The organism is Amycolatopsis palatopharyngis (assembly GCF_003385185.1).
GTDB lineage: Bacteria > Actinomycetota > Actinomycetes > Mycobacteriales > Pseudonocardiaceae > Amycolatopsis > Amycolatopsis palatopharyngis.
The window spans coordinates 74,813-101,590 of record NZ_PQHZ01000019.1 but is presented as its reverse complement, the minus strand read 5'-3'; the positions used below and the strand labels follow the sequence as shown (position 1 = coordinate 101,590).

At 68.3% G+C, this 26,778-nt stretch carries 27 protein-coding genes; 17 read left to right on the top strand and 10 right to left on the bottom strand.

Features of this window, described 5'->3' with window-relative positions; all coding sequences use genetic code 11:
- Window positions 1-9: 9 nt before the first annotated feature.
- From D0C15_RS16710 to D0C15_RS16685, 6 genes are all read left to right on the top strand, one after another.
- Window positions 10-858 carry a sulfurtransferase gene (locus D0C15_RS16710; RefSeq protein WP_116046316.1) on the top strand — a complete coding sequence of 283 codons (849 nt, stop codon included), beginning with the start codon at window positions 10-12 and terminating at the stop codon, window positions 856-858.
- A gap of 2 nt (window positions 859-860) precedes the next feature.
- On the top strand, window positions 861-1,163 hold the full coding sequence (locus D0C15_RS16705) for a DUF1416 domain-containing protein (protein ID WP_116046313.1): 303 nt from the start codon (window positions 861-863) through the stop codon (window positions 1,161-1,163).
- Window positions 1,164-1,384: 221 nt separating this feature from the next.
- Complete coding sequence (locus D0C15_RS16700) at window positions 1,385-2,002, top strand: heme-binding beta-barrel domain-containing protein (RefSeq protein ID WP_116046311.1); 618 nt, start codon at window positions 1,385-1,387, stop codon at window positions 2,000-2,002.
- A 12-nt stretch (window positions 2,003-2,014) separates the two neighbouring features.
- Window positions 2,015-2,626, top strand: coding sequence for a 5-oxoprolinase subunit PxpB (gene pxpB / locus D0C15_RS16695; protein WP_116046309.1), 612 nt, complete (start codon window positions 2,015-2,017; stop codon window positions 2,624-2,626).
- Window positions 2,623-3,483 (top strand): 5-oxoprolinase subunit C family protein, encoded by an 861-nt coding sequence (locus tag D0C15_RS16690; protein WP_116046306.1) that lies wholly within the window; start codon window positions 2,623-2,625, stop codon window positions 3,481-3,483. Before pxpB ends, D0C15_RS16690 begins: the two co-directional genes overlap by 4 nt.
- Window positions 3,484-3,500: 17 nt before the next feature.
- Complete coding sequence (locus D0C15_RS16685; RefSeq protein ID WP_342768579.1) at window positions 3,501-3,896, top strand: hypothetical protein; 396 nt, start codon at window positions 3,501-3,503, stop codon at window positions 3,894-3,896.
- Here D0C15_RS16685 and D0C15_RS16680 read toward each other — a convergent pair.
- On the bottom strand, window positions 3,887-4,744 hold the full coding sequence (locus D0C15_RS16680) for an aminodeoxychorismate lyase (RefSeq protein WP_116046301.1): 858 nt from the start codon (window positions 4,742-4,744) through the stop codon (window positions 3,887-3,889). The genes D0C15_RS16685 and D0C15_RS16680 overlap by 10 nt on opposite strands.
- Window positions 4,745-4,817: 73 nt before the next feature.
- Here D0C15_RS16680 and ygfZ point away from each other — a divergent pair, with 73 nt between their 5' ends.
- From ygfZ to D0C15_RS16665, 3 genes are all read left to right on the top strand, one after another.
- On the top strand, window positions 4,818-5,945 hold the full coding sequence (ygfZ, locus tag D0C15_RS16675; protein ID WP_116046298.1) for a CAF17-like 4Fe-4S cluster assembly/insertion protein YgfZ: 1,128 nt from the start codon (window positions 4,818-4,820) through the stop codon (window positions 5,943-5,945).
- A gap of 110 nt (window positions 5,946-6,055) precedes the next feature.
- On the top strand, window positions 6,056-6,637 hold the full coding sequence (locus D0C15_RS16670) for an RsiG family protein (RefSeq protein ID WP_116046376.1): 582 nt from the start codon (window positions 6,056-6,058) through the stop codon (window positions 6,635-6,637).
- 152 nt (window positions 6,638-6,789) lie between these two features.
- Entirely contained in the window at window positions 6,790-7,812 is a 1,023-nt protein-coding gene (locus tag D0C15_RS16665) for an asparaginase (protein WP_116046296.1), read from the top strand.
- On the opposite strand, the gene D0C15_RS16660 is transcribed toward D0C15_RS16665, so the two are convergent.
- A complete protein-coding gene (locus D0C15_RS16660) occupies window positions 7,773-8,678 on the bottom strand; it encodes a DUF8083 family protein (protein ID WP_116046293.1) in 906 nt (301 codons plus the stop codon). The two genes, D0C15_RS16665 and D0C15_RS16660, sit on opposite strands and share 40 nt — an antisense overlap.
- 354 nt (window positions 8,679-9,032) lie before the next feature.
- On the opposite strand from D0C15_RS16660, the gene D0C15_RS16655 reads away from it, so the two are divergent.
- The 3 genes from D0C15_RS16655 to D0C15_RS16645 all read left to right on the top strand — a co-directional run bounded on the left by D0C15_RS16655 (window position 9,033) and on the right by D0C15_RS16645 (window position 11,137).
- The gene (locus tag D0C15_RS16655) at window positions 9,033-9,218 is read left to right on the top strand and encodes a DUF3073 domain-containing protein (RefSeq protein WP_116046289.1); all 186 of its coding nucleotides are present in this window, start codon (window positions 9,033-9,035) and stop codon (window positions 9,216-9,218) included.
- Between the two features lie 120 nt (window positions 9,219-9,338).
- Window positions 9,339-10,199: a 3-hydroxybutyryl-CoA dehydrogenase gene (locus D0C15_RS16650; protein ID WP_116046286.1), complete on the top strand. Its 861-nt coding sequence runs from the start codon at window positions 9,339-9,341 to the stop codon at window positions 10,197-10,199.
- 29 nt (window positions 10,200-10,228) lie between these two features.
- The gene (locus tag D0C15_RS16645) at window positions 10,229-11,137 is read left to right on the top strand and encodes a Gfo/Idh/MocA family protein (RefSeq protein WP_116046284.1); all 909 of its coding nucleotides are present in this window, start codon (window positions 10,229-10,231) and stop codon (window positions 11,135-11,137) included.
- A 60-nt stretch (window positions 11,138-11,197) separates the two neighbouring features.
- On the opposite strand, the gene D0C15_RS16640 is transcribed toward D0C15_RS16645, so the two are convergent.
- The 3 genes from D0C15_RS16640 to D0C15_RS16630 all read right to left on the bottom strand — a co-directional run bounded on the left by D0C15_RS16640 (window position 11,198) and on the right by D0C15_RS16630 (window position 14,425).
- Complete coding sequence (locus tag D0C15_RS16640; RefSeq protein WP_116046374.1) at window positions 11,198-12,646, bottom strand: tripartite tricarboxylate transporter permease; 1,449 nt, start codon at window positions 12,644-12,646, stop codon at window positions 11,198-11,200.
- A 220-nt stretch (window positions 12,647-12,866) separates the two neighbouring features.
- Window positions 12,867-13,442: a tripartite tricarboxylate transporter TctB family protein gene (locus tag D0C15_RS16635; RefSeq protein WP_116046282.1), complete on the bottom strand. Its 576-nt coding sequence runs from the start codon at window positions 13,440-13,442 to the stop codon at window positions 12,867-12,869.
- Window positions 13,439-14,425, bottom strand: a complete 987-nt coding sequence (locus tag D0C15_RS16630) for a Bug family tripartite tricarboxylate transporter substrate binding protein (protein WP_116046279.1) — start codon at window positions 14,423-14,425, stop codon at window positions 13,439-13,441. The genes D0C15_RS16635 and D0C15_RS16630 overlap by 4 nt, the downstream gene beginning before the upstream one ends.
- A gap of 397 nt (window positions 14,426-14,822) precedes the next feature.
- Here D0C15_RS16630 and D0C15_RS16625 point away from each other — a divergent pair, with 397 nt between their 5' ends.
- The 5 genes from D0C15_RS16625 (at window position 14,823) to D0C15_RS16605 (ending at window position 20,531) form a co-directional block, all read left to right on the top strand.
- Window positions 14,823-16,406, top strand: coding sequence for a sensor histidine kinase (locus tag D0C15_RS16625; protein ID WP_116046277.1), 1,584 nt, complete (start codon window positions 14,823-14,825; stop codon window positions 16,404-16,406).
- Window positions 16,403-17,086: a response regulator gene (locus tag D0C15_RS16620; RefSeq protein WP_116046275.1), complete on the top strand. Its 684-nt coding sequence runs from the start codon at window positions 16,403-16,405 to the stop codon at window positions 17,084-17,086. Before D0C15_RS16625 ends, D0C15_RS16620 begins: the two co-directional genes overlap by 4 nt.
- 54 nt (window positions 17,087-17,140) lie before the next feature.
- Window positions 17,141-18,388, top strand: coding sequence for a glycosyltransferase 87 family protein (locus D0C15_RS16615; RefSeq protein WP_162830102.1), 1,248 nt, complete (start codon window positions 17,141-17,143; stop codon window positions 18,386-18,388).
- 73 nt (window positions 18,389-18,461) lie between these two features.
- A complete protein-coding gene (locus D0C15_RS16610; protein WP_245975878.1) occupies window positions 18,462-19,679 on the top strand; it encodes a glycosyltransferase 87 family protein in 1,218 nt (405 codons plus the stop codon).
- A gap of 135 nt (window positions 19,680-19,814) precedes the next feature.
- Window positions 19,815-20,531 carry a VanZ family protein gene (locus D0C15_RS16605; RefSeq protein WP_116046268.1) on the top strand — a complete coding sequence of 239 codons (717 nt, stop codon included), beginning with the start codon at window positions 19,815-19,817 and terminating at the stop codon, window positions 20,529-20,531.
- Window positions 20,532-20,537: 6 nt separating this feature from the next.
- Here the strand turns inward: D0C15_RS16605 and D0C15_RS16600 are convergent, their stop codons facing one another.
- The 5 genes from D0C15_RS16600 to purF form a co-directional block, all read right to left on the bottom strand.
- On the bottom strand, window positions 20,538-22,130 hold the full coding sequence (locus tag D0C15_RS16600) for an AbgT family transporter (protein WP_116046264.1): 1,593 nt from the start codon (window positions 22,128-22,130) through the stop codon (window positions 20,538-20,540).
- Window positions 22,131-22,172: 42 nt separating this feature from the next.
- Complete coding sequence (locus D0C15_RS16595; RefSeq protein ID WP_116046261.1) at window positions 22,173-23,501, bottom strand: M20 family metallopeptidase; 1,329 nt, start codon at window positions 23,499-23,501, stop codon at window positions 22,173-22,175.
- A 65-nt stretch (window positions 23,502-23,566) separates the two neighbouring features.
- Window positions 23,567-23,995, bottom strand: a complete 429-nt coding sequence (gene arfB, locus D0C15_RS16590; protein ID WP_116046371.1) for an alternative ribosome rescue aminoacyl-tRNA hydrolase ArfB — start codon at window positions 23,993-23,995, stop codon at window positions 23,567-23,569.
- Between the two features lie 54 nt (window positions 23,996-24,049).
- A complete protein-coding gene (gene purM / locus D0C15_RS16585; protein WP_116046255.1) occupies window positions 24,050-25,120 on the bottom strand; it encodes a phosphoribosylformylglycinamidine cyclo-ligase in 1,071 nt (356 codons plus the stop codon).
- Window positions 25,121-25,151: 31 nt separating this feature from the next.
- Window positions 25,152-26,687 carry an amidophosphoribosyltransferase gene (gene purF / locus D0C15_RS16580; protein WP_116046253.1) on the bottom strand — a complete coding sequence of 512 codons (1,536 nt, stop codon included), beginning with the start codon at window positions 26,685-26,687 and terminating at the stop codon, window positions 25,152-25,154.
- Between the last annotated feature and the right edge of the window lie 91 nt (window positions 26,688-26,778).

Sequence of the window (26,778 nt, the reverse complement as noted above, 5' to 3'; positions counted from 1 at the left end):
TGCCGCTCCATGAGCCGTGAAGACGTCCTGGTCACCACCCAGTGGGCCGAGGAGAACCTGGACAGCCCCGGTGTGGTGTTCGCCGAGGTCGATGAGGACACCACCGCCTACGACGGCGGACACATCCGCGGTGCGGTGCGGATCGACTGGAAGAACGAGCTGCAGGACCCGGTGCGGCGCGACTTCGTCGACCGTGCCGGATTCGAGAAGCTGCTGTCCGAGAAGGGGATCTCGAACGACGACCTGGTGATCCTCTACGGCGGCAACAACAACTGGTTCGCCGCCTACGCGTACTGGTACTTCAAGCTGTACGGCCACGACAAGGTCCAGCTGCTCGACGGCGGCCGCAAGAAGTGGGAGCTCGACGGCCGCGAGCTGACCGCTGACGAGGTCAAGCGGGAGGCCACGAGCTACTCCGCGAAGGAGCCGGACACCACGATCCGCGCCTTCCGCGACGAGGTCGTCGACGCCATCAACACGAAGAACCTGGTGGACGTGCGTTCCCCGGACGAGTTCACCGGCAAGCTGAACGCTCCGGCACACCTGCCGCAGGAATCCGCGCAGCGTTCCGGCCACATCCCGAGCGCGGTGAACGTCCCCTGGGCGAAGACCGCGAACGAGGACGGCACCTTCAAGTCCGCCGAGGAGCTCGCCGAGCTCTACAAGGACGCGGGTCTGGACACCTCGAAGTCGACCATCGCCTACTGCCGCATCGGCGAGCGTTCCAGCCACACCTGGTTCGCGCTGCGCGAGCTGCTCGGGCTCGAGGACGTGAAGAACTACGACGGATCTTGGACTGAGTACGGCTCGCTCGTCGGCGTGCCGATCGAAACCGGAGCAGGGACAGGAGGCAAGTGACGATGAGCGACGGTTGCGGCGCCCCGGCGCAGACGGCCACGGCGGCCGATATCGACACGAACGGTCAGGTCGTGGTCGCGGGAACGGTACGCGGCGGAGAGGGCCCGCTCGGCGGAGCCTACGTCCGGCTGCTCAACGACGGCGGCGACTTCGTCGGTGAGGTACAAGCCTCGCCAGAGGGCGACTTCCGCTTCTACGCGGCGCCGGGACAGTGGACGGTGCGCGCGCTGCACCGTGCGGGCAACGGTGAGGCGAACGTGACCGCCGAAGGGCCGGGTCTGCACCAGGTCTCGATCGCCGTCTGACCGAACGAAGCCGGCAAGGCCACCTCGCGTGTGTTCGACACACACGCGAGGTGGCCTTGATTCGTGTTGGGCGCCACTCCGGGCAGGTGCACGCGGAGGCAAGGGGTTATTGTGCTGGCCGTGGAGATTCTTTTTACGACCCTGCTGCTGCTCGCCATCCTCGGCGTGACCTGGTTCGGCGGTTACGTCGTCTACCGGCTGTACTCGGACCAGCGCTGAGTATGTCCACCAGCGGCGACGACGCGATCGTGGCGGCGGCTGCCCGCGCGGAGAACACGCGCGAGCGCAACGTTCCGCAGCTGGACGATCTGCCGATCCCTGGCGACACGGCGAACCTGCGCCAGGGCGAGAACCTCAACGACGCCTGCCTCGCCCTGTTGCCGCTGGTCGGCGTGTGGCGTGGTGAGGGTGAGGTCAACTACCCGACCATCGACGGCCCCCGGCGTATCGCTCAGCAGCTGACGATCGCCCATGACGGCCGTCCCTTCCTGTTCCACGAGGCGCGGTCCTGGCTGCTCGACGACGAGGGCAACGTCGTCCGTCCCGCGGCGCGGGAGACCGGTTGGTGGCGTCCGCAGGAAGACGACACGATCGAACTGCTGCTCACCCATTCCAGCGGCATCCTCGAACTCTTCTACGGCAAGCCCGGCGGCCAGTCCTCCTGGGAGCTGGGCACGGATGCCGTCATTCGCAGCGCCACGGCCAAGGACGTCACCGGGGCCAAGCGGCTCTACGGCCTGGTGAACAACGGTGACCTCGGCTACGTCGAGGAGCGTGCGATGGTCGGGGAGCCGATGCAGCCGCACGTATCGCTCTACCTGCGCCGCGTGGTGGGCTGAGGCGCCTGGCCGATGCGCTGGCGGCGGTACGGGCTGGACGCGACGCTGCTCGACTGCGACTCGCTGCGGCAGATGACCGCCGTACGTGCCGTCATCGCGGCCGCCGAGCAGGACCACATCACCGAACTGGTCCCCGGGGCCCGCAGCCTGCTGATCGCCAGCCGCGACGGCGAGCGCGGGCTCGCCACGATTCGCGCACTGGTGGAGTCGGCGGATCTCGAGCACCCACCTGCCGTCGAGGGCCGGGAGGTCCTGCTGGACGTGCACTACGACGGTGCTGATCTGGATCAGGTCGCCGAGACCGCGGGCATCGGCGTCGACGAGGTCGTCGAGCTGCACACCGGGGCCGAGTACCGCGTCGCCTTCACCGGTTTCGCCCCGGGCTTCGGCTACCTCACCGGCCTGCCCGAGCCACTGCGGCAGCCGAGACTGCACACCCCACGCACCAGCGTGCCCGCCGGCTCGGTCGCCGTAGCGGGCGAGTTCACCGGCGTCTATCCACGCTCGTCGCCCGGCGGCTGGCGGCTGCTCGGGCGAACCAGTGCCGTGCTGTTCGACCCGCGTGCCGAGCGCCCCGCGCTGCTCGCACCCGGGGACACCGTCCGCTTCCGGAGCGTCGGATGAGGAGCGTCGAGGTCCTCGACCCCGGTCCGAACGCGCTGATCCAGGACCTCGGCAGGCCGGGACACGCACACCTCGGCGTGCCGCCATCCGGCGCGCTGGACCAGCCCGCCCTGCGGCTGGCGAATCGGCTCGTCGGCAATCCCGAGGGCGCGGCCGGAGTGGAGGCCCTGCTCGGTGGGCTCCGGCTGCTCGCGCGCGTCTCCTGCACGATCGCGGTGACCGGTCCCGCGGTCTCGGTACGGATCGACGGCCGCGAGGTGGGTTCGCATGTCGCGCTGCACCTGCGCCCCGCACAAACGCTCGCACTCGGGACCCCCGCGAGCGGACTGCGCTGTTACGTGGCGATCTCGGGAGGCGTCGACACCCCCGTCGAACTCGGCAGCCGCTCCAGGGACGTGTTGTCCGGCATCGGGCCGCCACCACTTGCGGCGGGCGACCTTCTGGCTCTCGGCGCTGCCACCGGCGTGCCCACCGGGGCGGATACGCTGGCGCCGCGGCCACCGAGCACGGATCTGGCCGTGCCCGTGCTGCTCGGCCCCCGCGAGGACTGGTTCATCGACCCGGCCACCGGCCTGGCGGGCAGCTGGACGATCACCTCGGCTTCGAACCGGGTCGGCCTGCGACTGGACGGCAGCCCATTGCGCCGCGTACCCGAGCGAACGGATACGGAGCTGCCCAGCGAGGGCATCCGCACCGGCGCGATCCAGGTGCCACCCAGCGGCCTGCCCGTGGTGTTTCTGGCCGACCATCCGACCACTGGCGGCTATCCCGTGGTCGCGGTGGTTCATCCGGACGCCCTGCCCTCGCTCGCGCAGGCCCGGCCAGGAACCATCCTGCGCTTCCGGGCGTCATTCTGAGTATGGAAGAGGTCACGGTGAGCGGTGGTACCGGCGTGCTCGACGTCGTGGACGGACTACCGCCCGCACAGCGTCCACAATTGGCCGCGAAACTGCGCATCGCGCTGGCGACGGGGCAGATCCGCAAACCGCTGAGTGACACGCTGCGACCGCTGCTCGACCTGCTGACCGACGGTCAGTACGAACTCAGCGACGACACGTTCCTCCCGCACGGGGACTGGCCCCGCGCGGAGCACGCGCGAGTCGAGTACTACCGCTCCGCGATCCGGGCGGGACACCGGCCCGCGGCGGTACTGGTGGACCGGGCGGGACAACCTGGCTACGTACTGGACGGCCTGCACAAGGTCACCGCCTACCTCGCCGAGGACGTCACCCCGCGAGTCATCCGTATCCGCCGTACCGATCAGGTGTAGACGGCCTCGTAGGCCTGCGCGACCTCGGCGTGCAGCGCGGCGGAATCCGGCAGCACCTCCCCGTCGAGGGTGTGCACCCGAGTCACCTTCCGCGCCGACGAAGCCAGGAAGACGGCGTCGGCCGCGCGCAGATCCTCGACCCGCAGCGGTTCGATCTTGGTGCTCCACCCGGCGCGCTCGGCCCCGCGGAACAGCCCGGCCTGGGTCGTGCCCGGCAGGATGCCGATGGTGGCAGGCGGCGTGTAGAGCGTGCGGCCGCGGGCGATCACGACGGTTGAGGTGGGCCCTTCCAGCACAGAACCGTCGCTGGCGAGGAAGACGACGTCCGAGGCGCCCCGGCGAGCGGCCTCGCGGCCCGCCGCCATGTTCACCGCGTAGGACAGCGACTTGGCCCCCAGCAGCAGCCACGGCGCGCGCTCGGCGAGGTCCGTGTCGACGCCACGATCGAGGGTAACCGCGGCCACACCTTCGGTACGCGCCCGGATCACCTTCTCGTCGATTTCGAATCCGAGCGCGAATCCCGTCGGCGCCGAGGAGGGGTCGCCCTCCAGCCCCCGGGTGTAGACCAGCTTGAGTCCGAACTCAGCCGATCCGCCACGCTCGGCCCAGGTGTCGATCACCTTGCGCGACAAGCGTTCCCAGGTCGGGCCGTCCGGTTCGGGCAGGTCGAGCATCGAAGCCGACCTGGCAAGGCGGTCCAGATGCGGACCGAGTTCCCTCGGTTCGCCGTCGACGACGAGGATCGTCTCGAAGATCCCATCCCCGCGCAGCAAACCGAGATCATCGACTCGGATGTGGGCGGCGTCGGGGTCGGCCAGTGTTCCGTCTGTGAAGGCGAGCACGCGCATACCGCGACACTACTCAGCCACCCGTGAATCGGGACTGAACCGTGCATAACCTTCCTGGCCTACCATCGAATACATGAGCTATCACTCGCCGCTGCTGGAGCTGCCCGGATCGATCGCGGCGCCCGAAGGCCACCCCGACGAGGGCGTGCCATGGCACTGGGGCGATCCGTTCGCCGAGCAGCGCACCGCCGTCCGGTCCGTGGCCGTGGTGGACCGGTCGTACCGGCAGGTCCTCGCGGTGCGGGGCGAGGAGCGACTGTCCTGGCTGCACCTGGTGATCTCCCAGCACGTCACCGGGCTTGCGGAAGGCAGCGGCACCGAGTCGCTCGTACTGGACAGCTACGGCCGGGTCGAGTCGCATCTGGTCCTGGCCCACGTCGGGGAGACCGTCTACCTGGACACCATGCCCGGCGCGGAAATCACCAGCGCGCTACCCAAGGGCGGGATGCAGAGCCCGCTCGAGTACTTCGAGGCCATGAAGTTCTGGTCCAAGGTCGAGATCTCCGACGTCACGGACGAGCTCGCGACGCTTACCCTGCTCGGACCGGAGATCCAGGGCATCCTCAGCGCACTGGACATCGAGCTGGACGACGAGCCGTACAGCGTCGCGGCGTTTCCCGGTGGATTCGCGCGCCGCATGCCCTGGCCAGGGCGTGCCAGCGTGGACCTCCACGTGCCGCGCGGCGAACTGGCACGGTGGTGGGCGCGCATCACCGACGCTGGGGCGCGTCCCGTCGGCAGCTGGGCCTACGAGGCGCTGCGGGTGGAGTCCCTGCGCCCCAGGCTGGGCATGGACACCGACGACCGAACGATTCCGCACGAGGTCAACTGGATCGGCTCGGCGGCGCACGTGGCAAAGGGCTGCTACCGCGGGCAGGAGACCGTGTCGAAGGTGCACAACGTCGGCAGGCCGCCCAGGCATCTGGTGCTGCTGCACCTGGACGGTTCCCCGGAGATCACGCCGGAGACCGGCGACCCGGTGACGCTCGGCGAGCGCACGGTGGGCCGGGTGGGCAGCGTGGTCCTGCACCACGAGCTGGGTCCGATCGCGCTGGCGCTGCTGAAACGCTCTGCCCCGGTGGACGGGGAGTTCCTCACCGGCACGGAGGACCGGATCGTGCAGGCGGCGGTCGATCCCGACTCGGTCCCCGAGGAGGGGGAGGCTCCCGGCCGGGCCGCGGCCAAGTCTCTGCGTGGCTGAGGGCCTCTGCGAACGGCGGATTGCGAGATCATGGTCAGACATCAGCTAGAGCGAGTGGTTCAGACGACCGGCCCTGGCGCACCCAACCGATGTAGAGCAGGATGGCGACCGTGATCGAAGTCCGGCCCGGTGGGCGTCGTCGAATCGACCGCGTCCTCAACGCCGACTACGTGCGCGACCTCGGTGAGCTCGCGCTCCCCGCGCTGCGCGAACGCCGGAACGAGGCAGCGCAGGAGGAAACCGACCTGTCCTACCTGCGCCGATTGCTGCACGCCCGGATCGACATCGTCCTCGCCGAACAGGCAAGGCGCACTTCCGGTGGGCGCAGTGTGGTCGACCAGCTGGCCACGATCCTCGCCGACAACGCGCTCGGCCCGGCCATGGGCTCCGGCAGGCACCAGCCGCTGGAGCCGTCGCGCGCGGGCGAGCACCGCAGACAGGCGGAGGCACTGGTCGGGGACTCGGATCTGTCGGACGTCACCTCACTCAGTGATGACAAACTGCTCGTGACCCTCGCCGACTACCGGGAGCAGGAAGTGTCGGTCTCTCAGCGACGGCGCGAGGTGCAGTGCGTGGTGGACACCATCAACGCCGAGATCGCCGGTCGGTACGCGCAGGGCACGGCCTCGGTCGACGAGCTGATCAGCCGTGAACGCGGCTGGACCGGAAAGGACCAGAGCGAGCGTCAGTGAACTGACGACCAAGGAATCCCGGGCGCGCGCCCGCCGAAGGCTCGGACGAGCGGAGGCGTGCCGCTGCCCGGCCTAACGTGCGCATCAAAGGTTCGGGCCCGGCTACGTTCGTCCGATCGCGCGCTCGACAAGAAAGGACTAGAGCGCTTCCCTTGAACACCCCCAGTCTCACTTCTTCGGCCAATCCTGCCCTGATCGAGGTCGTCCGTTCGAACTTCGTGGAAAGCGTGCACCACGGCGCCCTCGTGATCACCAACCCGGACGGCTCCGTTCGCACAGCCGTCGGTGACGTCGAGATTCCGGTCTTCCCCCGCTCCTCGAACAAGCCGTTACAGGCACTCGGGATGCTCCGGGCCGGTCTGGAGATCGACGACGCCGACCTGGCGCTGGCCTGCGCCTCGCACAACGGCGAGCCCGGCCACGTCGATCGGGCGCTGGCGCTGCTCGCCGCCCACGGTCTCGACGAGCAGGCACTGCACTGCCCGCCGGACTACCCGCTGCACGAGGACAGCAGGGTGGCCGCGATCCGCGACTGGCCGGGCAAGCGCAGGGCCGCGATGAACTGCTCCGGCAAGCACGCGGGCATGGTCGTCACCTGCGCTCAGCGCGGCTGGCCACTGGCGAACTACGAGGACCCGGGGCACGAACTACAGCAGGTCATCGCCGAAACGGTCGTCAAGCTCACCGGTGAGCCGATCGCCTCCACCGCCGTCGACGGCTGTGGGGCACCGCTGTTCGCGTTCTCCCTGGCCGGCCTTGCCCGTGCGTTCGGCAGGCTCATCACCGCCGAGGACGGCCCCGAGCGGCGTATCGCCGACGTCATGCGAGCGCATCCGTGGCTGGTGGCCGGCACGGGCCGCGAGGACACGATGCTGATGCTCACCGTCGAGGGTCTGCTGGCCAAGGGTGGTGCGGAAGGGGTGCACGCGATCGCTCTCCCGGACGGCACGGCCATCGCGCTGAAGGTGGACGACGGAGCTCAGCGGCCACGTAACCCGCTGCTGGTCGCGGCGCTGGACGCGCTCGGGGCGCTGCCGGACAATCCGGCGGCCCGGTCCGTCCTCGACGGACTCGGCCGTGGCTACGGTGAGGTGTTCGGCGGCGGCCGGCCGGTCGGCGAACTGCGCCCGACCGATCAGTTGAGGCGTTCCCTCGCGGCCAGTTCCGCCCAGTAGTCCCGCAGGTCCTGGAACAACTCGGCGAGTTCCTCGACATCGCCGGTTCGCAGCGAGTCGAGGATCCGGTGCACTTCCTCGGCGGAGGTGTCGGTGTCCAGGATCGGGTCGGAGATCAGCTGCACGAGGCCGCCGTAGTCCAGTTCGACCGCGGAGTCCTCGTGGAAGTGCTCCAGCCAGCGGCCAGTCTCCGCGAGCACCCGGCCGGGCCCCGAGTCACCGATGCTGTTCTCCACCAGCTTCCGTGCGTCGGAGACCCGCCTGCGCGCGTCCACCATCGCCACCCGCCAGGAAAGCTCTCGCTCCGGATCGTGCCTGCCCGCGCCGAGCACGAGCCGCCGCTCGTCCGGATCGACCAGTGCGAACCACGGCAACGGCACAGTCCAGGTGGTGGAGAGCACGTGCATGGCGGAGCGGCGCAGGTCGCCGAGTGCGGCGGTGGTGCGTGCCCGCACGGACTCGACGCTGACCCCGCCCGCGTTGAGCACGGAGTCGCGCAGGGTCGGGTGGGCGTCGCCGACGAAGCTGGCGAGGGCGGCGGCCGAGCGCGCCCGCAGTTCGAGGGGGCAGACCAGCGGCCCCGGACCGACCGTGACGTCGGGACCGACAGGCACCTCGGCCGGGTCCAGCACCAGGACATCTGTCGTGGTACTCGGCGCGGCCCTGCCGTCGGCGAGCTCGGCGGGCAGCAACCGCGCGGGCGCGGCGGTTTGTGATTTGAGCCACATGAGTTGCTCGCGTTCGCCTGCCGAGGCCCTGGTCAGCTGCGCGGTCTCGACGGCCTTGACCAGCCGCGGGTCCGGCGGGTCGCCGAACGCTGAGAGTGGCTCGTACACCCGCAGGTACGCCACGAACGGTCGAAGCACAGGAGAATCGTGGCACGTCGGCCGGGGATCGCAACCACCGCCTGGCTATACCGCGAGCCGGACGGGCGGCGACCGGCGGGCGGCACGGTCCGCGACCGGAGGACAACCCGCTGTCGAGGCGGGGCGGGCGGTCAGCAGCAAAACTGGACGGCCCATCGGAGCCGGAGCCCTGGTGGCTCGGGTCGCGGACCCGGGTTCTCGGACAAGCTCCGGAAGTGTCGGATCCCGCACACCGTGCCGCGTCGCGTCTTACCCCCGGGACACGGTACGGTGGTCGGAGGAAATAGTTGTCGAGACGATGCGGGGCCGCCGATTTCCCCCGGCCGCCCCGCCCCTGTGCGAGGGGGTCGAGCCATGGGGCGCGGCCGAGCTAAGGCCAAGCAGACGAAGGTGGCCCGGGAGCTCAAGTACAGCACTCCCACCACGGACTTCGATGCATTACAGCGAGAGCTGTCCGGTAGCTCCTCCGGTGACCAGCACGTGGACGAGCAGCGGGACGAAGACCCGTACGACGACGGGTACGACGAGTACCGCCGTTGACGTACGAGAAACCCGAGGGTGGGTGCTGGGGGCAACCCCAGACCCCACCCTCGAGTTTCGTGTGTCTTCAGAACGTGCGTCTGCCGGACATCGGATTGACTGGGCACGGTGAGGAGAGCAGTGACTGAGATCCAGCGGGTAGGTGTGGTCGGCGCGGGCCTGATGGGTTCGGGTATCGCCGAGGTGCACGCGAAAGCCGGGCTCGAGGTGGCGATCACCGAGGTGAGCCAGCCCGCACTCGATGCGGGCCGGGCCCGGATCGAGAAGTCGCTGCAACGCGGCGTCCGCAACGGCAAGCTGTCCGAGGCCGACGCCGAAGCCGCACTGGGCAGGCTGACCTTCACCACGGACCTGGAGGCGTTCGCCGACCGGGACCTGGTGGTCGAGGCCGTACTGGAGCAGGAGCAGGCCAAGGTCGAGGTGTTCAGCTCGCTCGACAAGGTCGTCCAGCGCGCGGACGCGATCTTCGCCTCGAACACCTCCTCCATTCCGATCATGAAGCTGGGCATGGCCACGAGCCGGCCCGAGCAGGTGGTCGGCATCCACTTCTTCAACCCGGTTCCGGTCCTGCCACTGGTGGAACTGGTGCCCTCGCTGCTCACCGGCGAGGAGACGATCCGGCGCGCCGACGAGCACGTCACCGGCGCGTTGAGCAAGACCGTGATCCGCTCGCAGGACCGCGCCGGGTTCATCGTGAACTCGCTGCTGGTGCCCTACCTGCTGTCGGCCATCCGGATGATCGAGAGCGGCTTCGCCTCGGCGGAGGACATCGATCGCGGTATGGAACTGGGCACCGCGCACCCGATGGGACCGCTGCGCCTTTCCGACCTGATCGGGCTGGACACCATCAAGGCGATCGCGGATTCCATGTATGCCGAGTTCAAGGAGCCGCTTTACTCGGCCCCGCCGCTGTTGCTGCGGATGGTCGACGCGGGCCTGCTCGGCAAGAAGACCGGCCGCGGCTTCTACAGCTACACCTGACTCCAGCTGGGTGGCCTACCCTTTCGCGCATGCACGATGAAGCGCCTCCAGCCCCCCTCCGAGTCGGTCTGATCGGCGGTGGCCCATGGGCCTCGTCGGTGCACGTCCCCGGCCTTGCCGACCATCCCGGAACCACCCTGTCCGCCATCTGGACGCGGCGGCCGGAGGTGGCGAGGGAACTCGCCGAGGCGAATGGCGCCGTCGCTTGCGCCGATGTCGACGAGTTGTTCGACGCCGTGGACGCCGTCGCACTCGCGGTGCCGCCGGCGATCCAGTCCGAGCTGGGCGTCCGCGCGGCCAAGGCCGGTAAGCACCTGATCCTGGAGAAGCCGATCGCCGCCGATGTCGCGGGGGCGCAACGCCTCGCCGACGCCGTCACCGAGTCCGGTGTCGTGGCGCTGGTGGTACTCACCCTGCGCTACTCGCTACAGACCCAGGAGTGGCTGAGCGGGCTGGCCCAGGAGGGCGACTGGTCCGGCGGAAACGTGCGCTGGCTGTCCGGCGCGCTGCTCGGGGACACCTACGGCGCTTCGGCGTGGCGGCATGAGCAGGGTGCGCTGGCCGACATCGGACCGCATGCCTTCGACCTGATCGACGCCGCACTCGGCCGCATCACTCGGGTGCTGAGTGCGCACCAGGGAGCGAACGACCTCTGGCACGTGCTGCTCGAGCACACCGGCGGCGCCACCAGCACCGTGAGCATGTCGTTGCGGCTGCCCGTACAACCGACCGTGGTCGAGTTCGCGGTGTACGGAGAGCACGGGTTCCGTTGCCTCGGACGCAGGCCCGGCTCGGCGAGCGAGTCCTACACAGCCATGCTGGACGATTTCGCGGCGATGATCGCCAGTGGCACCAGCACCCACCCCTGCGACGTCCACCGCGGCCTGCACCTGCAGCGCCTGCTCGCCGAAGCCCACGCTGCCGCCGCCCGCAGCTGATACGAACGAGGCCCCCTGGCTCGCGTTCGCAACGCGAGTCAGGGGGCCTCGGCGACGGCATCAGGCGTCGATGCGTTCTTCACTCACCTCGGCCCTGGGCAGGAACCTGCGGACCAGGGGCCAGGCCAGGATCACCGCGATGATCGCGTAAACCACCAGTGCCATCGGCGAGTTGACCAGGCCGATCAGCTCACCGTCGCTGATCTGCAACGCCCGCCGCATCTGCAGTTCGGCTGCCGGGCCGAGGATGACCCCGATCACCGCGGGCAGCACCGGTAGTCCGTACCTGCGCATCGCGAACCCGAGCAGCCCGACGAGGAACAGCAGCAGTAGGTCGATCACCTCGCCGCCGACGGCATACGCGCCGACGCTGGCGAAGAACAGGATGCCCGCGTACAGGTAAGGGCGCGGAATCCGCAGCAGCTTCGCCCACAGCGGCGCGAGCGGCAGGTTGATCACCAGCAGCAGCGCCAGCCCGACGAACAGGCTCGCGATCAACGTCCACACCAGACCGGACTCCTGCTCGAACAGCAGCGGCCCCGGCTGGAACCCGTACTGCTGGAACGCGACCAGCATCACCGCGGCCACCGCCGTCGTCGGCAGCCCGAGGGTCAGCATCGTCACCAGCGTGCCGGCTGCTGAGGCGCTGGCCGTGGACTCCGGGCCGGCGACCCCTTCGATCGCGCCCTTGCCCCACTCGTCCTTGCGCCGGGACAGCCGCTTCTCGACAACGTAGGAGAGGAACGTCGGGATCTCCGCACCACCGGCGGGAATCGCGCCGAACGGGAAGCCGATCACCGGCCCGCGCAGCCACGGCCGCCAGGTGCGGCGCAGGTCGCTACGGCCCAGCCACGGCTGACCGACCGGGATCGGCTTTTCCTGCCCGTGCCGCAGCCGCGACGCGACCCACAGCGACTCGCCGACCGCGAACAATCCGACCGCCACGATCACCACGTCGATGCCGTCTGCCAGGTGCAGTGATCCGAACGTCAGCCGGGACTGCCCGGTCATCTGGTCGAGACCGATCAGGCCGATCGTCAGACCGATCAGCAGTGAGGAGAAGCCGCGGATGCGCGACCGGCCGAGTACCGAGGTGACAGCGATGAACGCCAGCACCATGATCGCGAAGTAGTCGGGCGCCCCGATATTCACCGCGAGCGAGGCGATGGTCGGTGCGAGCACGACGAGCCCGAGGGTGCCGATCATGCCGCCGACGAAGTTACCGATCGCGGCCGCGGCGAGAGCCTGCGAGCCCCGGCCGCGTTTGGCCATCGGATTGCCCTCGATCGCCGTCACCACCGACGCGCTCTCGCCCGGTGTGTTCAGCAGGATCGATGTGGTGGATCCACCGAACATGCCGCCGTAGTAGATGCCGGCGAACATGATCAACGCAGCGGAGGCGTCGAGCCCGAAGGTCACCGGCAGCAGCAGGGCCACGGCCATCGCCGGGCCGATCCCCGGCAGCACTCCGATCGCCGTACCGAGGATCACGCCGATGACGGCGAACATCAGGTTCTGCGGGGTCAGTGCGGCACCGAACCCGTCGATCAGCAGGGAGAACGAGTCCACGGTCAGCACACCTCCAGCACAACGCCTGATTCCGCACCCGCACCGGGCCAGTTCTGCTCGCACTTTCCCGGGAAAGTGCGAGACCGGAACCGCTCATCCCAGGTCACGGGAATGCCCTTCGCGCACTTTCCCGGGAAAGTGCGAATTGGCGGACGCATCATCAGAGCACCTCCATCAGCGGCCCACCGGGCAGCGGAACCCCGAGCAGCTCGTTGAACATGACCCAGGTGATCACCGCGACCGCTGCGGAGATCAATGGGTCGCGGACGAAGTTGCGGCTGCCAAGGGCATAACAGGCACCCCAGAACAGAATCGCCGAGGAGATCGGGAAACCCACGGTGCCGATCAGTGCCGCATTGGCCAGGAACGCTCCGGAGAGCAGCAGCACGGTGCGCCAGTCGGTCGGCGCGGCGAGGTCGATGTCCTCGCCCGCCTCGGCCTCACCCCGGCCGCCGCGCAACACATTGCGGGCCAGCAGAACCGAAACGAGCACGAGTAACGAGCCGACGACCACCGGCACGGTCTTCGGTCCGATCGGCCCGCGCTGGGTGAAATCGGCCGGCATGGTCAGCGCGTCGGTCAGCACAAGCACACCGAGCACCAGCATCAGCACACAGATTCCGAGTTCGGAATGCGCGCGCCACCAAGGCGGCGGTGCCGAGTTCCCGAAGGTATCCACAGGGCTGTCCACAGTGTTCACAGTTTCCGTGGACGAGTTACCGAGCGAGGAAGTCATGCCAGCCCCAACTCCTTCAGTACCGAAACCACGCGATTGTTCTCCGACTTCAGAAAGGCACCGAACTCGTCTCCGGTCAGGAACGCGTCGCCCCAGCCGTTCTTCCGCAGTGCTTCCTGCCACTGCTCGGTTCCGTGCATCCTGCTGAACATCGTCACGAGTTTGTCCCGGTCCTCGTCACTGATGCCGGGCGGTGCGACCACTCCGCGCCAGTTGGTGAAGCCGACGTCCACTCCGGACTCCTGCAGGGTGGGAGCGTCGATACCCGGCACGCGCTTCGGGCTCGTCACCGCGAGCGCGCGCAGCTCTCCCGCATCGATCTGGTCGCGGGTCTCGCCGATTCCGGAAACCCCGAAACCGACCTTTCCGCCGAGTACCGAGGCCATCAGCTCACCGCCCCCGTCGTACTGCACATACCGAACCTGGCGGGGCTTGATACCGACGGCTTTCGCCATCAGCATCGGCGCGAGATGGTCCGGCCCGCCGGGGGAGGAACCACCACCGACCGGGACCGCACCAGGGTCCTTCTTCCAGGCTTCGACCAGTTGGCCGATGTTCTTGTACGGGGAGTCCTTCGCCACCACGACGATGTCGGACTCTTCCGTCAGGCGGGCGATCGGCGTGGTGTCCTGGAGTGAGGACGGCGACTGGTTGGTGTAGACCGAGCCGACAACGCCGAGTCCCATCGACATGGCCAGTTTCGCGTTTCCGCGTTCACTGACCAGCCTGCCGAGGCCGACCGTGCCACCTGCTCCGGGCAGGTTGAACACTTCGATGTTGCCGTTGAACTCGGCGTCCTCAATGGTCTTCGCCGCCGTGCGCGCGGTGATGTCGTACCCACCACCTGGGGAGTTCGGCACCATGAACCGCAGGCCGCGGATCTGTGAGCCGCTCTCGTCACCACCCGCGGACACCAGTGGTGGGACGACCAGTACCAGCAGTGCGGCACCCAGCACCGCCAGCCAGGTCTTCGGGTTCTTCATGCGGAGTGCACCTCGATGTGCTCGTGTTTCTGTCCTGCTCGTGTTCGCCGGACCGTGTGACGCCGGCCTCAGTGCTTGTCTGAGAACTCGGGTCCGCGATCGAGTCGCCAGGGCTCTGACTTCCCAGAAGACTTTCCAGTCTCGCTGCTCTACGCCCTGCCGCCTCGATAGCGGGACTTCGTCGGCCGAGTTCCACGAATCACCATGAAACGCAACCCCGCCGATCCGCCACGCCTGTCAGCATCCGCCTGATCGGTCATGCTCCCCCGGCGCTGGCCCGCTGTCTCCCTTACGCGCCTTTCGGTACTTGTGTTCTTTGTGGTCACGTGGCGCAGCGCCGGCGAGGTGTCATAGTTGGAGGTCCGGTCAAGCGAGACAGAACACACGGAGGTGTGGCGTGGGCGTACAGGGTTCCCTCGCCCGCCAACTGCTGGGCTGGCAGCTGGCGATCGTCTTCGCGCTGCTGGCGTGCGTGGTCACCTTCTCGGTGATCCAGTCCGGCAAGAGTTTCACCGACACCGAGGGCCGGAAGCTGCTGTCCGTGGCGGAAAACGTCGCGGCGACGCCGGGGGTACGCACCAGCCTGGCCGATCCGGTGCGGCGCGACGCACTCCCGATCTTCGCCGAAAGCGCACGCAGCCTCTCCGGCGCGGACTCGGTGATCATCGCCAGCCCCGATCGGAAGGTGCTGACCTCACCGGATCCACGGCAGATCCGCGACGCGCTGCCGCTCGGCGAGAGCACGGTCACCGTAGGCCGCGCCTGGGTCGGGGAGGTGGACGACTACCTCGTGGCGCACGTTCCCGTGCTCGACAAGAACGGTGAGATCCTCGGGATCGTCGCTGCGGGCAAGGAGATGCCGGGGTTCTTCGAGGGCGTGACCAACTCTCCAGGTAACGCGCTGGCCCTGCTGGTGATCGCGACCCTGATCGGCATCGCCGGCTCGGTCTTCATCACCTGGTGGGTCAAGCGGCAGACCCTCGGTCTCGAACCCCGCGAGATCACCGGGCTGGTGGAGCACCGCGAGGCGCTGTTGCACGGGATCAAGGAAGGCGTGGTGGCCCTCGACGAGCAGGGCCGCATCACCCTCGTCAACGACAAGGCACGGGAGCTACTGGCCCTTCCGCAGGAATGTGTCGGTGTACGCGTTGCCGACCTCGACCTCAACCAACGGCTGCGGGACGTCCTCATCGGAACGGCGAGCGGAGCCGACCAGATCGTGCTGCGCGCGGGGCGGGTGCTGGTGATGAACCGGATGGCGGTCGCGCGTGACGGTCGCGAACTCGGCGCCGTGGCGACGTTACGCGACCGGACCGAACTGGTCGCCCTGCGCGAGGAACTCGCCGCCAATTCCAGGGCGACGGACACCCTTCGCGCCCAGGCGCACGAGTTCACCAACCGCCTGCACACCATCGCCGGATTGATCGAACTGGGCGAGTACGAGGAAGTGCGCAACTACGTCGACCTGGTCAGCCGGGCGCACGACGAGTGGCACGACCAGGTCACCACACATATCGGCGATGTCGCCGTCGCGGCGCTGCTGATCGCGAAGGCGAGTCTCGCCGCGGAGCAGGGAATCGGGCTACGGCTCACCGAAACCAGCAGCCTCGCTTCAGTGGACGAACGGCTGTCCGGTGATCTGGTGACCGTGGTGGGCAACCTCGTGGACAACGCACTGGATGCGCTGCACGGCACCGGCGGCGACTGGATCGAGGTGGAGATCCGGCAGGAGTCCGATACGGTCGCGGTCGTCGTTCGCGACTCCGGCCCCGGTGTCGCACCGGAGATCGCCACGGAGGTCTTCACCCACGGCTTCACCACGAAGGCCGCCGAGGATGCCGGCCAGCGCGGGCTGGGGCTGGCGATCACCCGGCAGATCTGCCGCAGGCGGGGCGGTTCCGTACAGGTACACAACGCTGGAGGTGCGGTGTTCACCGCGGAACTGCCGATACTCGCCGATGCGGCGAAGGTGACGACGTGATCCGGGTTCTGGTCGTGGACGACGACTTCATGGTGGCCAAGGTCCACAGTGGATACGTAGAGCGGACGCCCGGGTTCACCGTGGTCGGAGTGGCGCACACGGGAGCCGACGCGTTGCGCGCGGTCAACGACCTCAAACCCGACCTGGTCCTCCTGGACATCTACCTGCCCGATCTGGACGGCATCGCGGTCCTTCGCGAGCTGCGCGCCGATCCGTCAACCGTGGACACCGACGTTGTGGTCATCACCGCGGCACGTGACGTCGAAACGATCAGGAGCGCGATGCGCGGTGGCGCGCTGCACTACCTGATCAAGCCGTTTCCGTACGCGGCGTTGCGGGATCAACTCGAGCACTTCGGCTCCCTGCACGAGAAACTGAACCGGCTTTCGGCACAGACGGGTGCAGGACAGCACGACGTCGACGCGGTGTTCGGCGGCAGGCCTCGCTCCGGGGGCACGCTGCCGAAGGGACTGACCGAACAGACGGCGCAGCTGGTTCGGCAGGCACTCCGCGACCACCCCGACGGGCTGTCGGCCACCGAATGTGCCCGGGTCACCGAGCTTTCCCGGCCGAGCGCGCGGCGTTACCTCGAGCACTTCTCGGCCACCGGACAGGCTGAGGTACGGCTTCGCTACGGCGGCACCGGGCGGCCCGAGCGGCAGTACCACTGGCGCAGCTGAGCGAGGCCATCCGCTATTGTAACGATTTGGCATACGAGTCCAAGGGGTTACGGTTTGCTCAGCTATCGATCCGTTCTCGACCGGGTTGGAATCACCTCGGCTCCGGACGAGTACCAGCGTCATCAACGGTTGGTGCGGATCGCGCTGACAGTCCTGGTGGTCTCGGTGGCCACCTACGCGATCCTGATCAGCGGTTTCGTGGACCTGCATGTGTACCGCACCGGCGGCTACGCCTGGCTCAACGGGATCGGCCTCTACTCGCCCGATTTTCCGGGGCTCGTGCCCGGATCGCCGCTGCCGTTCATCTATCCCCCGCTGTCCGCGATCCTGTTCAGTCCGCTCTATCTGCTGCCGTGGCACCTCGCCAAGTTCGTCCTGACCTTCCTGAGCGTGCTCGGCCTCGTCGCGACGGTGGTCGTCACCGCTTACCGCGTGTACGGCCGGCGTTCGCTCGCGCTGGTGATCGGTCTCGGCGTCGCCGCGGCCGGGCTGGTGCTCGAACCGGTCCGGCAGACCATCAACTTCGGCCAGGTCAACCTGATCCTCATGGGGCTGGTGACGGTGGACTGCCTGATGCCCCGTACCCGCTGGCCGCGTGGCCTGCTGATCGGCCTCGCCACCGCGATCAAGCTGACCCCGGCCGTGTTCGTGCTGTACTTCCTGGTGCGCCGCCAGTACCGGGCGGCGGCCGTCAGCCTGGCGTCGTTCGGCGGCTTCACCCTGGCCGGATTCGCCCTCGCTCCCGGGGAGTCCCTGAAGTACTGGTTCGACTTCCTGCCGAGGACCGACACCACGGTGGGCGTGGCATACGCGTTCAACCAGTCCTACCAAGCAATCCTGCACCGGGTGCTGGACGAAGGTCTCGTGCGATCGGCCGTGTGGGCGTTGCTCGTCGCAGGCACGTTCGTTCTGGCCTGGATCGCCGCACGACGAGCACGCGCCGCAGGTGACGACGTCGTCGCACTGCTGGCCATCGCCTGCTGGGCCGTACTCGCCTCGCCCATCAGCTGGTCGCACCATTGGGTGTGGGTCGCCCCTGCGGCCGTGATCCTGCCACGAACCGGCCACCGTGCGAGCGCGCTGCTCCGCGGGCTGCTGGTACTGCTCGGCCTCATCTTCGTAGTCGGGCCGCACACCTTCCTGCCGCAGCTGCACGAAGCCGAACTCCAGTGGGTGTGGTGGCAGCACCTGGTGGGCTCGAGTTACGTGCTCGTCGGCCTCGGCTCGCTGATCTGGCTGGCGCTGCGCCGGCCCTCAGGTGAGCGAGCACGAACAGAAGGAGCCGTGCCCAACCTGAGCTGAACGTCGGGTGGCGCCAGCCTCACCCTAGGATCGGCCGCACATCGTGCGGTATTCGCGAGCTGGGGGCCAGGGGTTGAGCAGCAAGATTTCCGTGTCGCGGCGCCACGGCGTCCGCGCGGCAGACGCTGCCGAACTGAAGCGGCACACCCGCCTTTCCAAAGGCCTGCTGATCGCACTCGGCGTGACCGCCCTGGCATTCATCCTCATCTGGCCCGGCTTTCTCGACCTGCACGTTTACCGCGCGGGCGGGTACGCGTGGCTGCACGGGATCGGCCTCTACTCGGAGCGGTTCCCCGACCTGGTGCCCGGTATGCGGCTGCCGTTCACCTACCCGCCGTTCGCCGCGATCGTGTTCGCGCCGGTATGGCTGCTGCCGTGGCATGTGGCGAAGGTGCTGATCACGGCCATCAGCGTGCTCGGCCTGCTCGCGACCACCCTCGCGGTGAGTGGCCGGTTGTACGGGCGCCGGAGCGTCGCCGTGGTCGTCGGAGTGGGAGCCGCCGCTGCCTGGGCAGTGTTCGAACCCGCAAGGCAGACCATCAGCTTCGGCCAGATCAACCTGATCCTGATGGGCCTGGTGGCATTGGACTGCCTGCTGCCCCGTACCCGCTGGCCACGCGGCCTGCTGATCGGCCTCGCCACCGCGATCAAGCTGACCCCGGCCGTGTTCGTGCTGTACTTCCTGGCCCGAAAGCAGTATCGCGCCGCCGCTGTGACCTGCGGTTCTTTCGTGGGCTTCGGTCTGTTCGCCTGGGCATTGGCACCATCGGACACAGCGCGGTACTGGTTCGACTCGCTGCTCGACCCGGAGCGCATCGGGGGCCTCGCCTACGCGTTCAACCAGAATTTCCGAGCCGTGCTCTACCGGCTGCTGCCCGAGGGCACGTTTCAGACCGCACTGTGGCTGACCCTGGTCGCCGTGGCCCTGGCGCTCGCCTGGATCGGTGCCAGGCGAGCGCTGGCCGCGGGCGATCAGGTCGGCGCGTTACTGGCGATCGCCGTGTTCGGGCTGCTGGCGTCACCGGTCAGCTGGTCGCATCACTGGGTGTGGATCATCCCGGGCGCCGTGGTGCTGGTCCGGCTGGCGCTGCGCAGCGGCCTCGGGGTGCGAATCCTGGTCGGGCTGGTACTCGCGGTGTTCGCGATCGGACCGCACAGCCACCTCCCGCAGACCCATGACCTGGAGCTGCGATGGACGTGGTGGCAGCACCTGCTCGGGAGCAGTTACGTGCTGATCGGTGTCATGGTGCTGGTCTTATTGGCTCTTCGCCGACCGGCTGACCAGCACTGATAGCTGACGCGGCCCTAGCACAGTCGCACGGTCGCCGCCCGTTTCAAGATCACCTCAACGGGCCTCCTTCTCCACGCGCAGCCCCGGTTTCCGGGTGCAAAGGTGACGACAAGTCGCGTTCGAGAAGGAGGCGTGGTGAAGTCACTGCTCGGAACATTCGCCGATCTCATCCCTGTCGCATTCGCCGCGCTACCGCTCGCGGCGTTCGCCTGGCACCTCCTGACCTCGCGCCGATCGCGGGTCTACGTGCCCCGCTTGGCCCGGCTCATGGCCGGAATCGACGTCGGCCTCGTCACCGCGGCCACGTTCATCTTCTGTCTGGTCGCGATGCCGATCGACCGATCCGCCGGCTCCACGTTGCACCTGTTGCCGGGAACCGACGTGCTCGACGCGGTGGCACCGCACGGCTCGATCTGGCAAATCGGGGGCAATCTCATCCTGCTCACCCCGTTAGGGGCCCTCATCCCACTCCGATTTCCGGCATATCGGTCACTCATCCGGGTGTCACTCGGAGCGCTACTGATCTCGACGATCATCGAAACCGGACAGTACTTGATCAACGCAGGCCGCGTGACCTCGGTGGATGACGTCATGCTCAACACGATCAGCGCGGCGGGCGGCGCCCTGCTCACCCGCCGGTGGTGGCGTGCCTCCGCGATTCCCGCACCGCGAACACCGATCCCGCGGCCGAGGGAGGTGGCGCGGGAAAGGCCCGACGCGCGGACTCCGACCGGGAGCGGTGCGGGTGCCGCCACGACCCTGCCCGCGCCCTCAGCAGCCAGCTCGTACTCGACGTCCACGGGCCGATATGTCGACAGATTCACCGACGGACCGAGGTCGATCAACAGCTAGCGGCCACTACCGGTCGATGTGGATATCCATTCCCGGCCCCATCGGCAGATCCGCGAAGTAGAACACGCTCAGAATCACCGCCCACATCGTCCAAAATGGAACCACGAACGGGACCATCTTCGCGATCACCGTGCCGAGACCCGCATCCGGCTGATAGCGCCGGACGAAGGTGAGCAACACGATCATGTAGGGGTTCAGCGGGGTCATCACCTGGGTCGCCGAGTCACCCACCCGGAATGCGGCCTGAGTGAACCCGGGCTCGAAGCCCAGTAAGAGGAACATCGGCACGAACACGCTCGCCATCAAGGTCCACAGGCTGGAGCCGGAGATGATGAACAGATTCAGCAACGAGGCGAGAATGATGAAGCCAAGCAACGCCGGATACCCGGTGAGCCCGATGTCCTGCAGGAAATTGGCCCCGGTGACCGCGAGCCAGGCGCCGATGTTGGTCCAGGAGAACAACGCGATGAACTGACCGAGCATGAAAGCCAGCACGATGAACCCCGAAAGGTCCTTGAGTGCCTTGCCCATCAGCACCGGCACATCGGCGGCCTTGGCCACGACACCGACGGCGATGCCGTACGCGAGTCCGGGCACGAAGAACGCCAGGAACACCAGGGTCGTCACCGAGTCGAGCAACGGTGACTTCGGCAGGAAGCCACCTTCGTCGTTGCGTAGCGGCGATCCGGGCACCAGAACCAGCACCATGATCGCGGCGATCAGGCCCAGCAGGGTCAGCCCGGCCACCCGAAGCGCGCGACGCTCCTTGGGTTCCAGTTCCACCGAGAGCGCGTTGTGCTCCGGCTTGGCCGGCCCGGTGAAGTCGCCACCGACGTCCTCTAACACCTCGTCGCGCGGGAAGTTGTTGCGCTCCAACGAGGGTTCGACCACCTTCGCGATGATGAACCCGGCGGTCAGACTGAGCAGGATCGCGGCGACGACGTTGAAGAAGTAGTTCGACACCGGAGTGACGGTGGTTCCCGGATCGGGCAGGGTCGCGGCCACCGAGTTGCTGATTCCCGCGAACAGCGCGTCGAGACTGGTCACCAGCACCGAGGTCGAGTAACCGGCTCCCGCTGCGGCGAACCCGCCGATCAACCCGGCGACCGGATGCCGCCCCGCTGCCTTGAAAACCATGGCGGCCAGCGGCGGGATGATGATGAACGCGGAGTCAGCCATGATGCTGCCGGTCACTCCGATGAAGCCCAGCGCGTAGGGCAACAGCCAGCGTGGCGCCTTCCGGAACGCCAGCCGGATCACCGCGGCGAGCATTCCGGTTCGCTCGGCCATTCCCACACCGAGCATGATCGTCACGACCGTTTGCAGCGGCGGGAACTCGATGAAGTTCTTCGCCAGCCCGGTGAAGAGAAAGCGCACGCCCTCACCGCTGAACGCGCCCCGGATCGGTGTCGCCTCGTCCTCGCCGGGAATCAGCACGGACACGTTGAACGCGGCCATCACGGTGGCGATCACACCGACCAGCAAGGTCAGCAGCGCGAACAGGATGAACGGCTCCGGCAGGCGATTGCCCGCGCGTTCGATCCAGTTGAGTGTTCTGTCCAGCCGGGTCTGTTCGGGCTGCTGCATGGCCTTTGACATGGCGCCACCCCCAAGATCGTTGCTGTGCCTACGAATCGGAGTTCAGGCGAAGAACTCCGGGACGTCGAGTGGCCCGCCGGCTTCGGCGAACTCGCGGTGCACCGCCTCGCGCAGCCCGTCGTCTGCCAGGTAGTCGAGCGCGGTCAACGCGAGCCCGAGCGCTCCGTCCAACACCGCTTCGTCACCGCTGCCCGAACCGGCGGCGATGGCGAACTCCTTGGTGTGCAAGGCAACCGTGGGCTCTGACACGGCGATCATCGGATGGATCGCGGGCATTCGGTAACTCAGGTTGCCGAGATCGGTGGAACCGGTGAGAAAGTCGGGCACGATTCCCGGCGGCAACGGCTTGCGCCCGCACGGTTCCTGGTTGGCCGCCCACCTTCCGGCCAGTGCCTGGTTGAACCGGATCGGCAGGTACGGCGGCTGCGCATCCCAGACGAGCTCGACGCCGCAGCCGGTGACTTCGGCAGCACCCCGTGCGATGGCCGCCAACCGGTCCGCCAGGTCCCGCAGGGTCTCCGGCCGCATCGAACGCAGGTAGAACAGGAGTGCGGCACGCTCGGGAACCACGTTCGGTCGTGCCCCGCCGTCGGTGAAGACGCCGTGCACCCGGTCACCGGGTGGCAGGTGCTGGCGCAGCGCGGCGACGCCCTGGTACGCCGTGACCGCCGCGTCCAGCGCGTTGCGGCCCATGAACGGCTGCGCCGCGGCGTGTGCGCCGACTCCGTGGAAGACCATTTCGAGCTGGCGGCGACCGAGGAACGGGTGCATCGCGATGTCGTGGCTGAACGGGTGCAGCATCACCACGGCGTCGACGTCGTCGAACACACCAGCGCGAGCCAGCGTTTCCTTGCCACCGCCGCCCTCCTCGGCGGGAGTGCCGATCAGCGAGACACGGCCGCCTGCGGCGGTGACGGCGGACGCCGCACCGAGGAAGCCACCGACCGCGGTGGTGCAGATGATGTTGTGCCCGCACGCGTGACCGATGCCGGGCAACGCGTCGTACTCGGCGAGTACGGCGATATGCGGGCCGGACGTTCCCGCGCTCGCCATCAGGGCGGTATCCAGGCCGCCGAGACCGATGCGCGCGTGGTGACCGTGCCGCCGCAACAACGCCGCGACCTCTTGGACCGACCGGTGTTCGGCGAAACCGACCTCGGGATTGGCATGCAGATCCCGGCTGAGCGCGACCAGTTCGGCACCGTGTCCGGCCACGGCGGCGGTGACCTGCTCGCGTAGCTCGGCAGGGGCCCCGGCGTGGTCGGTGCCAGGAGGCTCGGCGCGGGCGACGGCGTCGGCGGTCGCGGCGGTCAGGGCTCGCAGAAAGCTGTCGTCGGGCGGTTCGGGGGTCGCATGGGTTGCACCAGTCACCCGGCGCACACTAATCCGACCAGCCGGGGTGATCCACAGAACTGCCCGGTATGTACGAAAATTCGTTAGTCGTCGAAACGACCCCTGCGTCCCTTCTTCACATCGCCGCGACGCTTCTTCGCCGCGATCCGGCGCTCCTTCGAACCACGGGTCGGCCGGGTGGGCCTGCGGGGCGGCGGCGGTGGCGCCATGGCATCCCGGAGTGCTGCCACCAGTCGTTCGCGTGCGGCCTCCCGGTTCGCCAGCTGCGCACGATGCTCACTGGCCGCGATGGTCAGCACCCCACCCGTCAGGCGCCCGGAGAGCCTGCGCAGCAGTCGCTCCCGCTGGTCGTCGCGCAGCGACGGCGAGTTCGCGACGTCGAAGGAGAGCTCGACACGCGAGTCCGTCGTGTTGACACCCTGGCCACCAGGGCCGGACGAGCGGGAAAAGCGCTCGCTGAGCTCGCCGGCCGGGATGACCAGCCGCGAGTTCACCCTGAGGTCATCGGCCATGCGGCCATTGTCCCCGATGTCCTCTGTACGCAGCAGGCGCACAAGGGCCGTGCCTCAGAAACGAGGGTGGTCTCCGGAGAGGACCGCGCGGGGGCCGTCGGGGTCCTCGGCCGGGCCGACGTCACCGAGCACCCACGCCGGGATGTGCCGCGCCGTGAGCACGGCGAGCGAGCGATCGACGTCCTCGGGCGCGACGATCGCGACCATGCCGACACCCATGTTGAACGTGCGCTCCATCTCGGCGCGGTCGACCTTCCCGAGCTGCGCGATCAGCGCGAAGATCGAGGCCGGGGTCCACGTTCCGCGCTCCAGGCTCGCCCGCAGCCCGCGCGGCATGACCCGCGCCAGGTTCGCCTCGAGGCCGCCGCCGGTGATGTGCGCGAAAGTCCGCACCTCCGCCTCCGCGACGAGCGCCATGCAGTCGCGGGCGTAGATCTTGGTCGGCTCGAGCAACTCCTCGCCCAGCGTCCTGCCGAGTTCCTCGACGTGCCCGCCGAGCGGCATCCTGGCGATGTCCAACAGCACGTGCCTGGCCAGCGAGTAGCCGTTGGAGTGCAGGCCCGTCGATCCCATCGCGATGGCGACGTCGCCCGGCCGGACCCGATCCGGGCCGAGCAGCTGCGAGGCCTCGACGACACCGACACCGGTGGCGGAGATGTCGTAGTCGCCCTCGCCCATCATTCCCGGGTGCTCGGCGGTCTCCCCGCCGAGCAACGCGCAACCTGCCTGCACGCAGCCTTCGGCGATACCCGCGACCAGCGCCTCGATCCGGGCGGGAACGACCTTGCCGACCGCGATGTAGTCCTGCAGGAACAGCGGTTCCGCGCCCGTCACGACCAGGTCGTCGACGACCATCGCCACCAGGTCGATTCCGACGGTGTCGTGCTTGTCCAGCGCCTGGGCCACGGCGATCTTCGTACCGACACCGTCGGTGGACGAGGCGAGCACCGGCTCGGTCCAGCGGTCCAGCTTCAGGTTGAACAGACCCGCGAACCCGCCGACACCACCCATCACCTCGGGGCGGGAGGCACGCTCCGCATGCGGCTTGAGCAGCTCGACAGCTTCATCGCCAGCGTCGATATCGACGCCTGCTGCGGCATAGGTGGCGCTCGTGGACTCGCTCACGAAGCGAACTCCGTCCTGGGTTCTCGGATCATCAGGGACGCCGGACGGCGTCCTCGGCACCGTACCCGGCAGGGGACACGTGCCGGGCCGGGCCGGAGGCCCCCTCCGCGCCACTGAGTCCTTCCAGCAGGTTCTTGCCGAGTGCCTCGTCCGGCAGGGGAATCGGGTACTCGCCGTCGAAGCATGCTGCGCACAGCCGGCTCCTCGGCTGCTCGGAGGCAGCGACCAGGCTGTCCAGCGAAACGTAGCCGAGGGAATCCGCGCCGATCGACCTGCGGATCCCGTCGGTGTCCACCCCGTTCGCGACGAGTTCGGCGCGGGAGGCGAAGTCGATGCCGTAGAAGCAGGGCCAGCGCACCGGTGGCGAGGCGATCCGGACGTGCACCTCGAGCGCGCCGGACTCGCGCAGCATCCGCACCAGCGCGCGCTGGGTGTTGCCTCGCACGATGGAGTCGTCCACCACCACGAGCCGCTTGCCGCGAATGACATCGCGCAGCGGATTGAGCTTGAGCCGGATGCCGAGTTGGCGGATGGTCTGCGACGGCTGGATGAACGTGCGCCCGACGTAGGCGTTCTTCACCAGTCCTGAGCCGTACGGGATGCCGGACGCCGCCGCGTAGCCGATGGCCGCGGGCGTGCCGGACTCCGGCACCGGGATCACCAGGTCGGCGTCGGCAGGATGCTCATCGGCGAGCCTGCGGCCGATCTCGACCCTGGTCGCGTGCACGCCGCGGCCGGAGATCGTCGTGTCGGGCCGGGCCAGGTAGACGTACTCGAACACGCACCCCTTCGGCTCGGGGTTGGCGAAGCGCGAGGAACGCAACCCCTCCGCGTCGATCGCCAGCAACTCGCCGGGCTCGACCTCCCTGACGAAGGAAGCGCCGACGATGTCCAGTGCCGCGGTCTCACTCGCGACCACCCAGCCGCGCTCCAGCCTGCCGAGGACCAGCGGCCGGACGCCGTGCGGATCGCGGGCGGCGTAGAGCGTGTTCTCGTCGGCGAAGGTGAGACAGAAGGCGCCCTTGACCGTCGGGAGCAGTTCGAGCGCGGCGGCCTCGATGCCCTTGTCGGCAGCCGCCGCGGCGAGCAGGCCACAGATCAGATCGGAGTCGGTCGTGGCTCCCTGCCTGCTGATGACTCCCAGCTCACGCGCCCGTTCGTTCAACTCGGCGGTGTTGACCAGATTGCCGTTGTGGCCGAGTGAGAGCCCGCTGCCTGCCGCCGTGGTGCGGAAGTTGGGCTGCGCGTTCTCCCAGGTACCGCCACCGGTGGTCGAGTAGCGGCAGTGGCCGACGGCGATATGCCCCTGCAGGGTCGAGAGGATCTGTTCGTTGAAGACCTGACTTACCAGGCCGAGGTCCTTGAACACGACGATCTGGCGGCCGTCGGCCACGGAGATTCCCGCGGCCTCTTGCCCACGGTGCTGAAGTGCGTACAGCCCGTAGTAGGCCAGTTTCGCGACTTCCTCACCCGGAGCCCAGACGCCGAAGACGCCGCACTCCTCGCGGGGTTCGGGTTCTGGCTGGTCGGGCGCGGAAGATCCAGTGGCGGACTGGTCGGAAAGCACCGAGGAGCTCCCTGATGACGAGGGTTGCCTACGTCTGAAGTGTAGACGGCCACAGCCCGATGACCGAGGTTGCGCGCCAGTTCGAGACTGG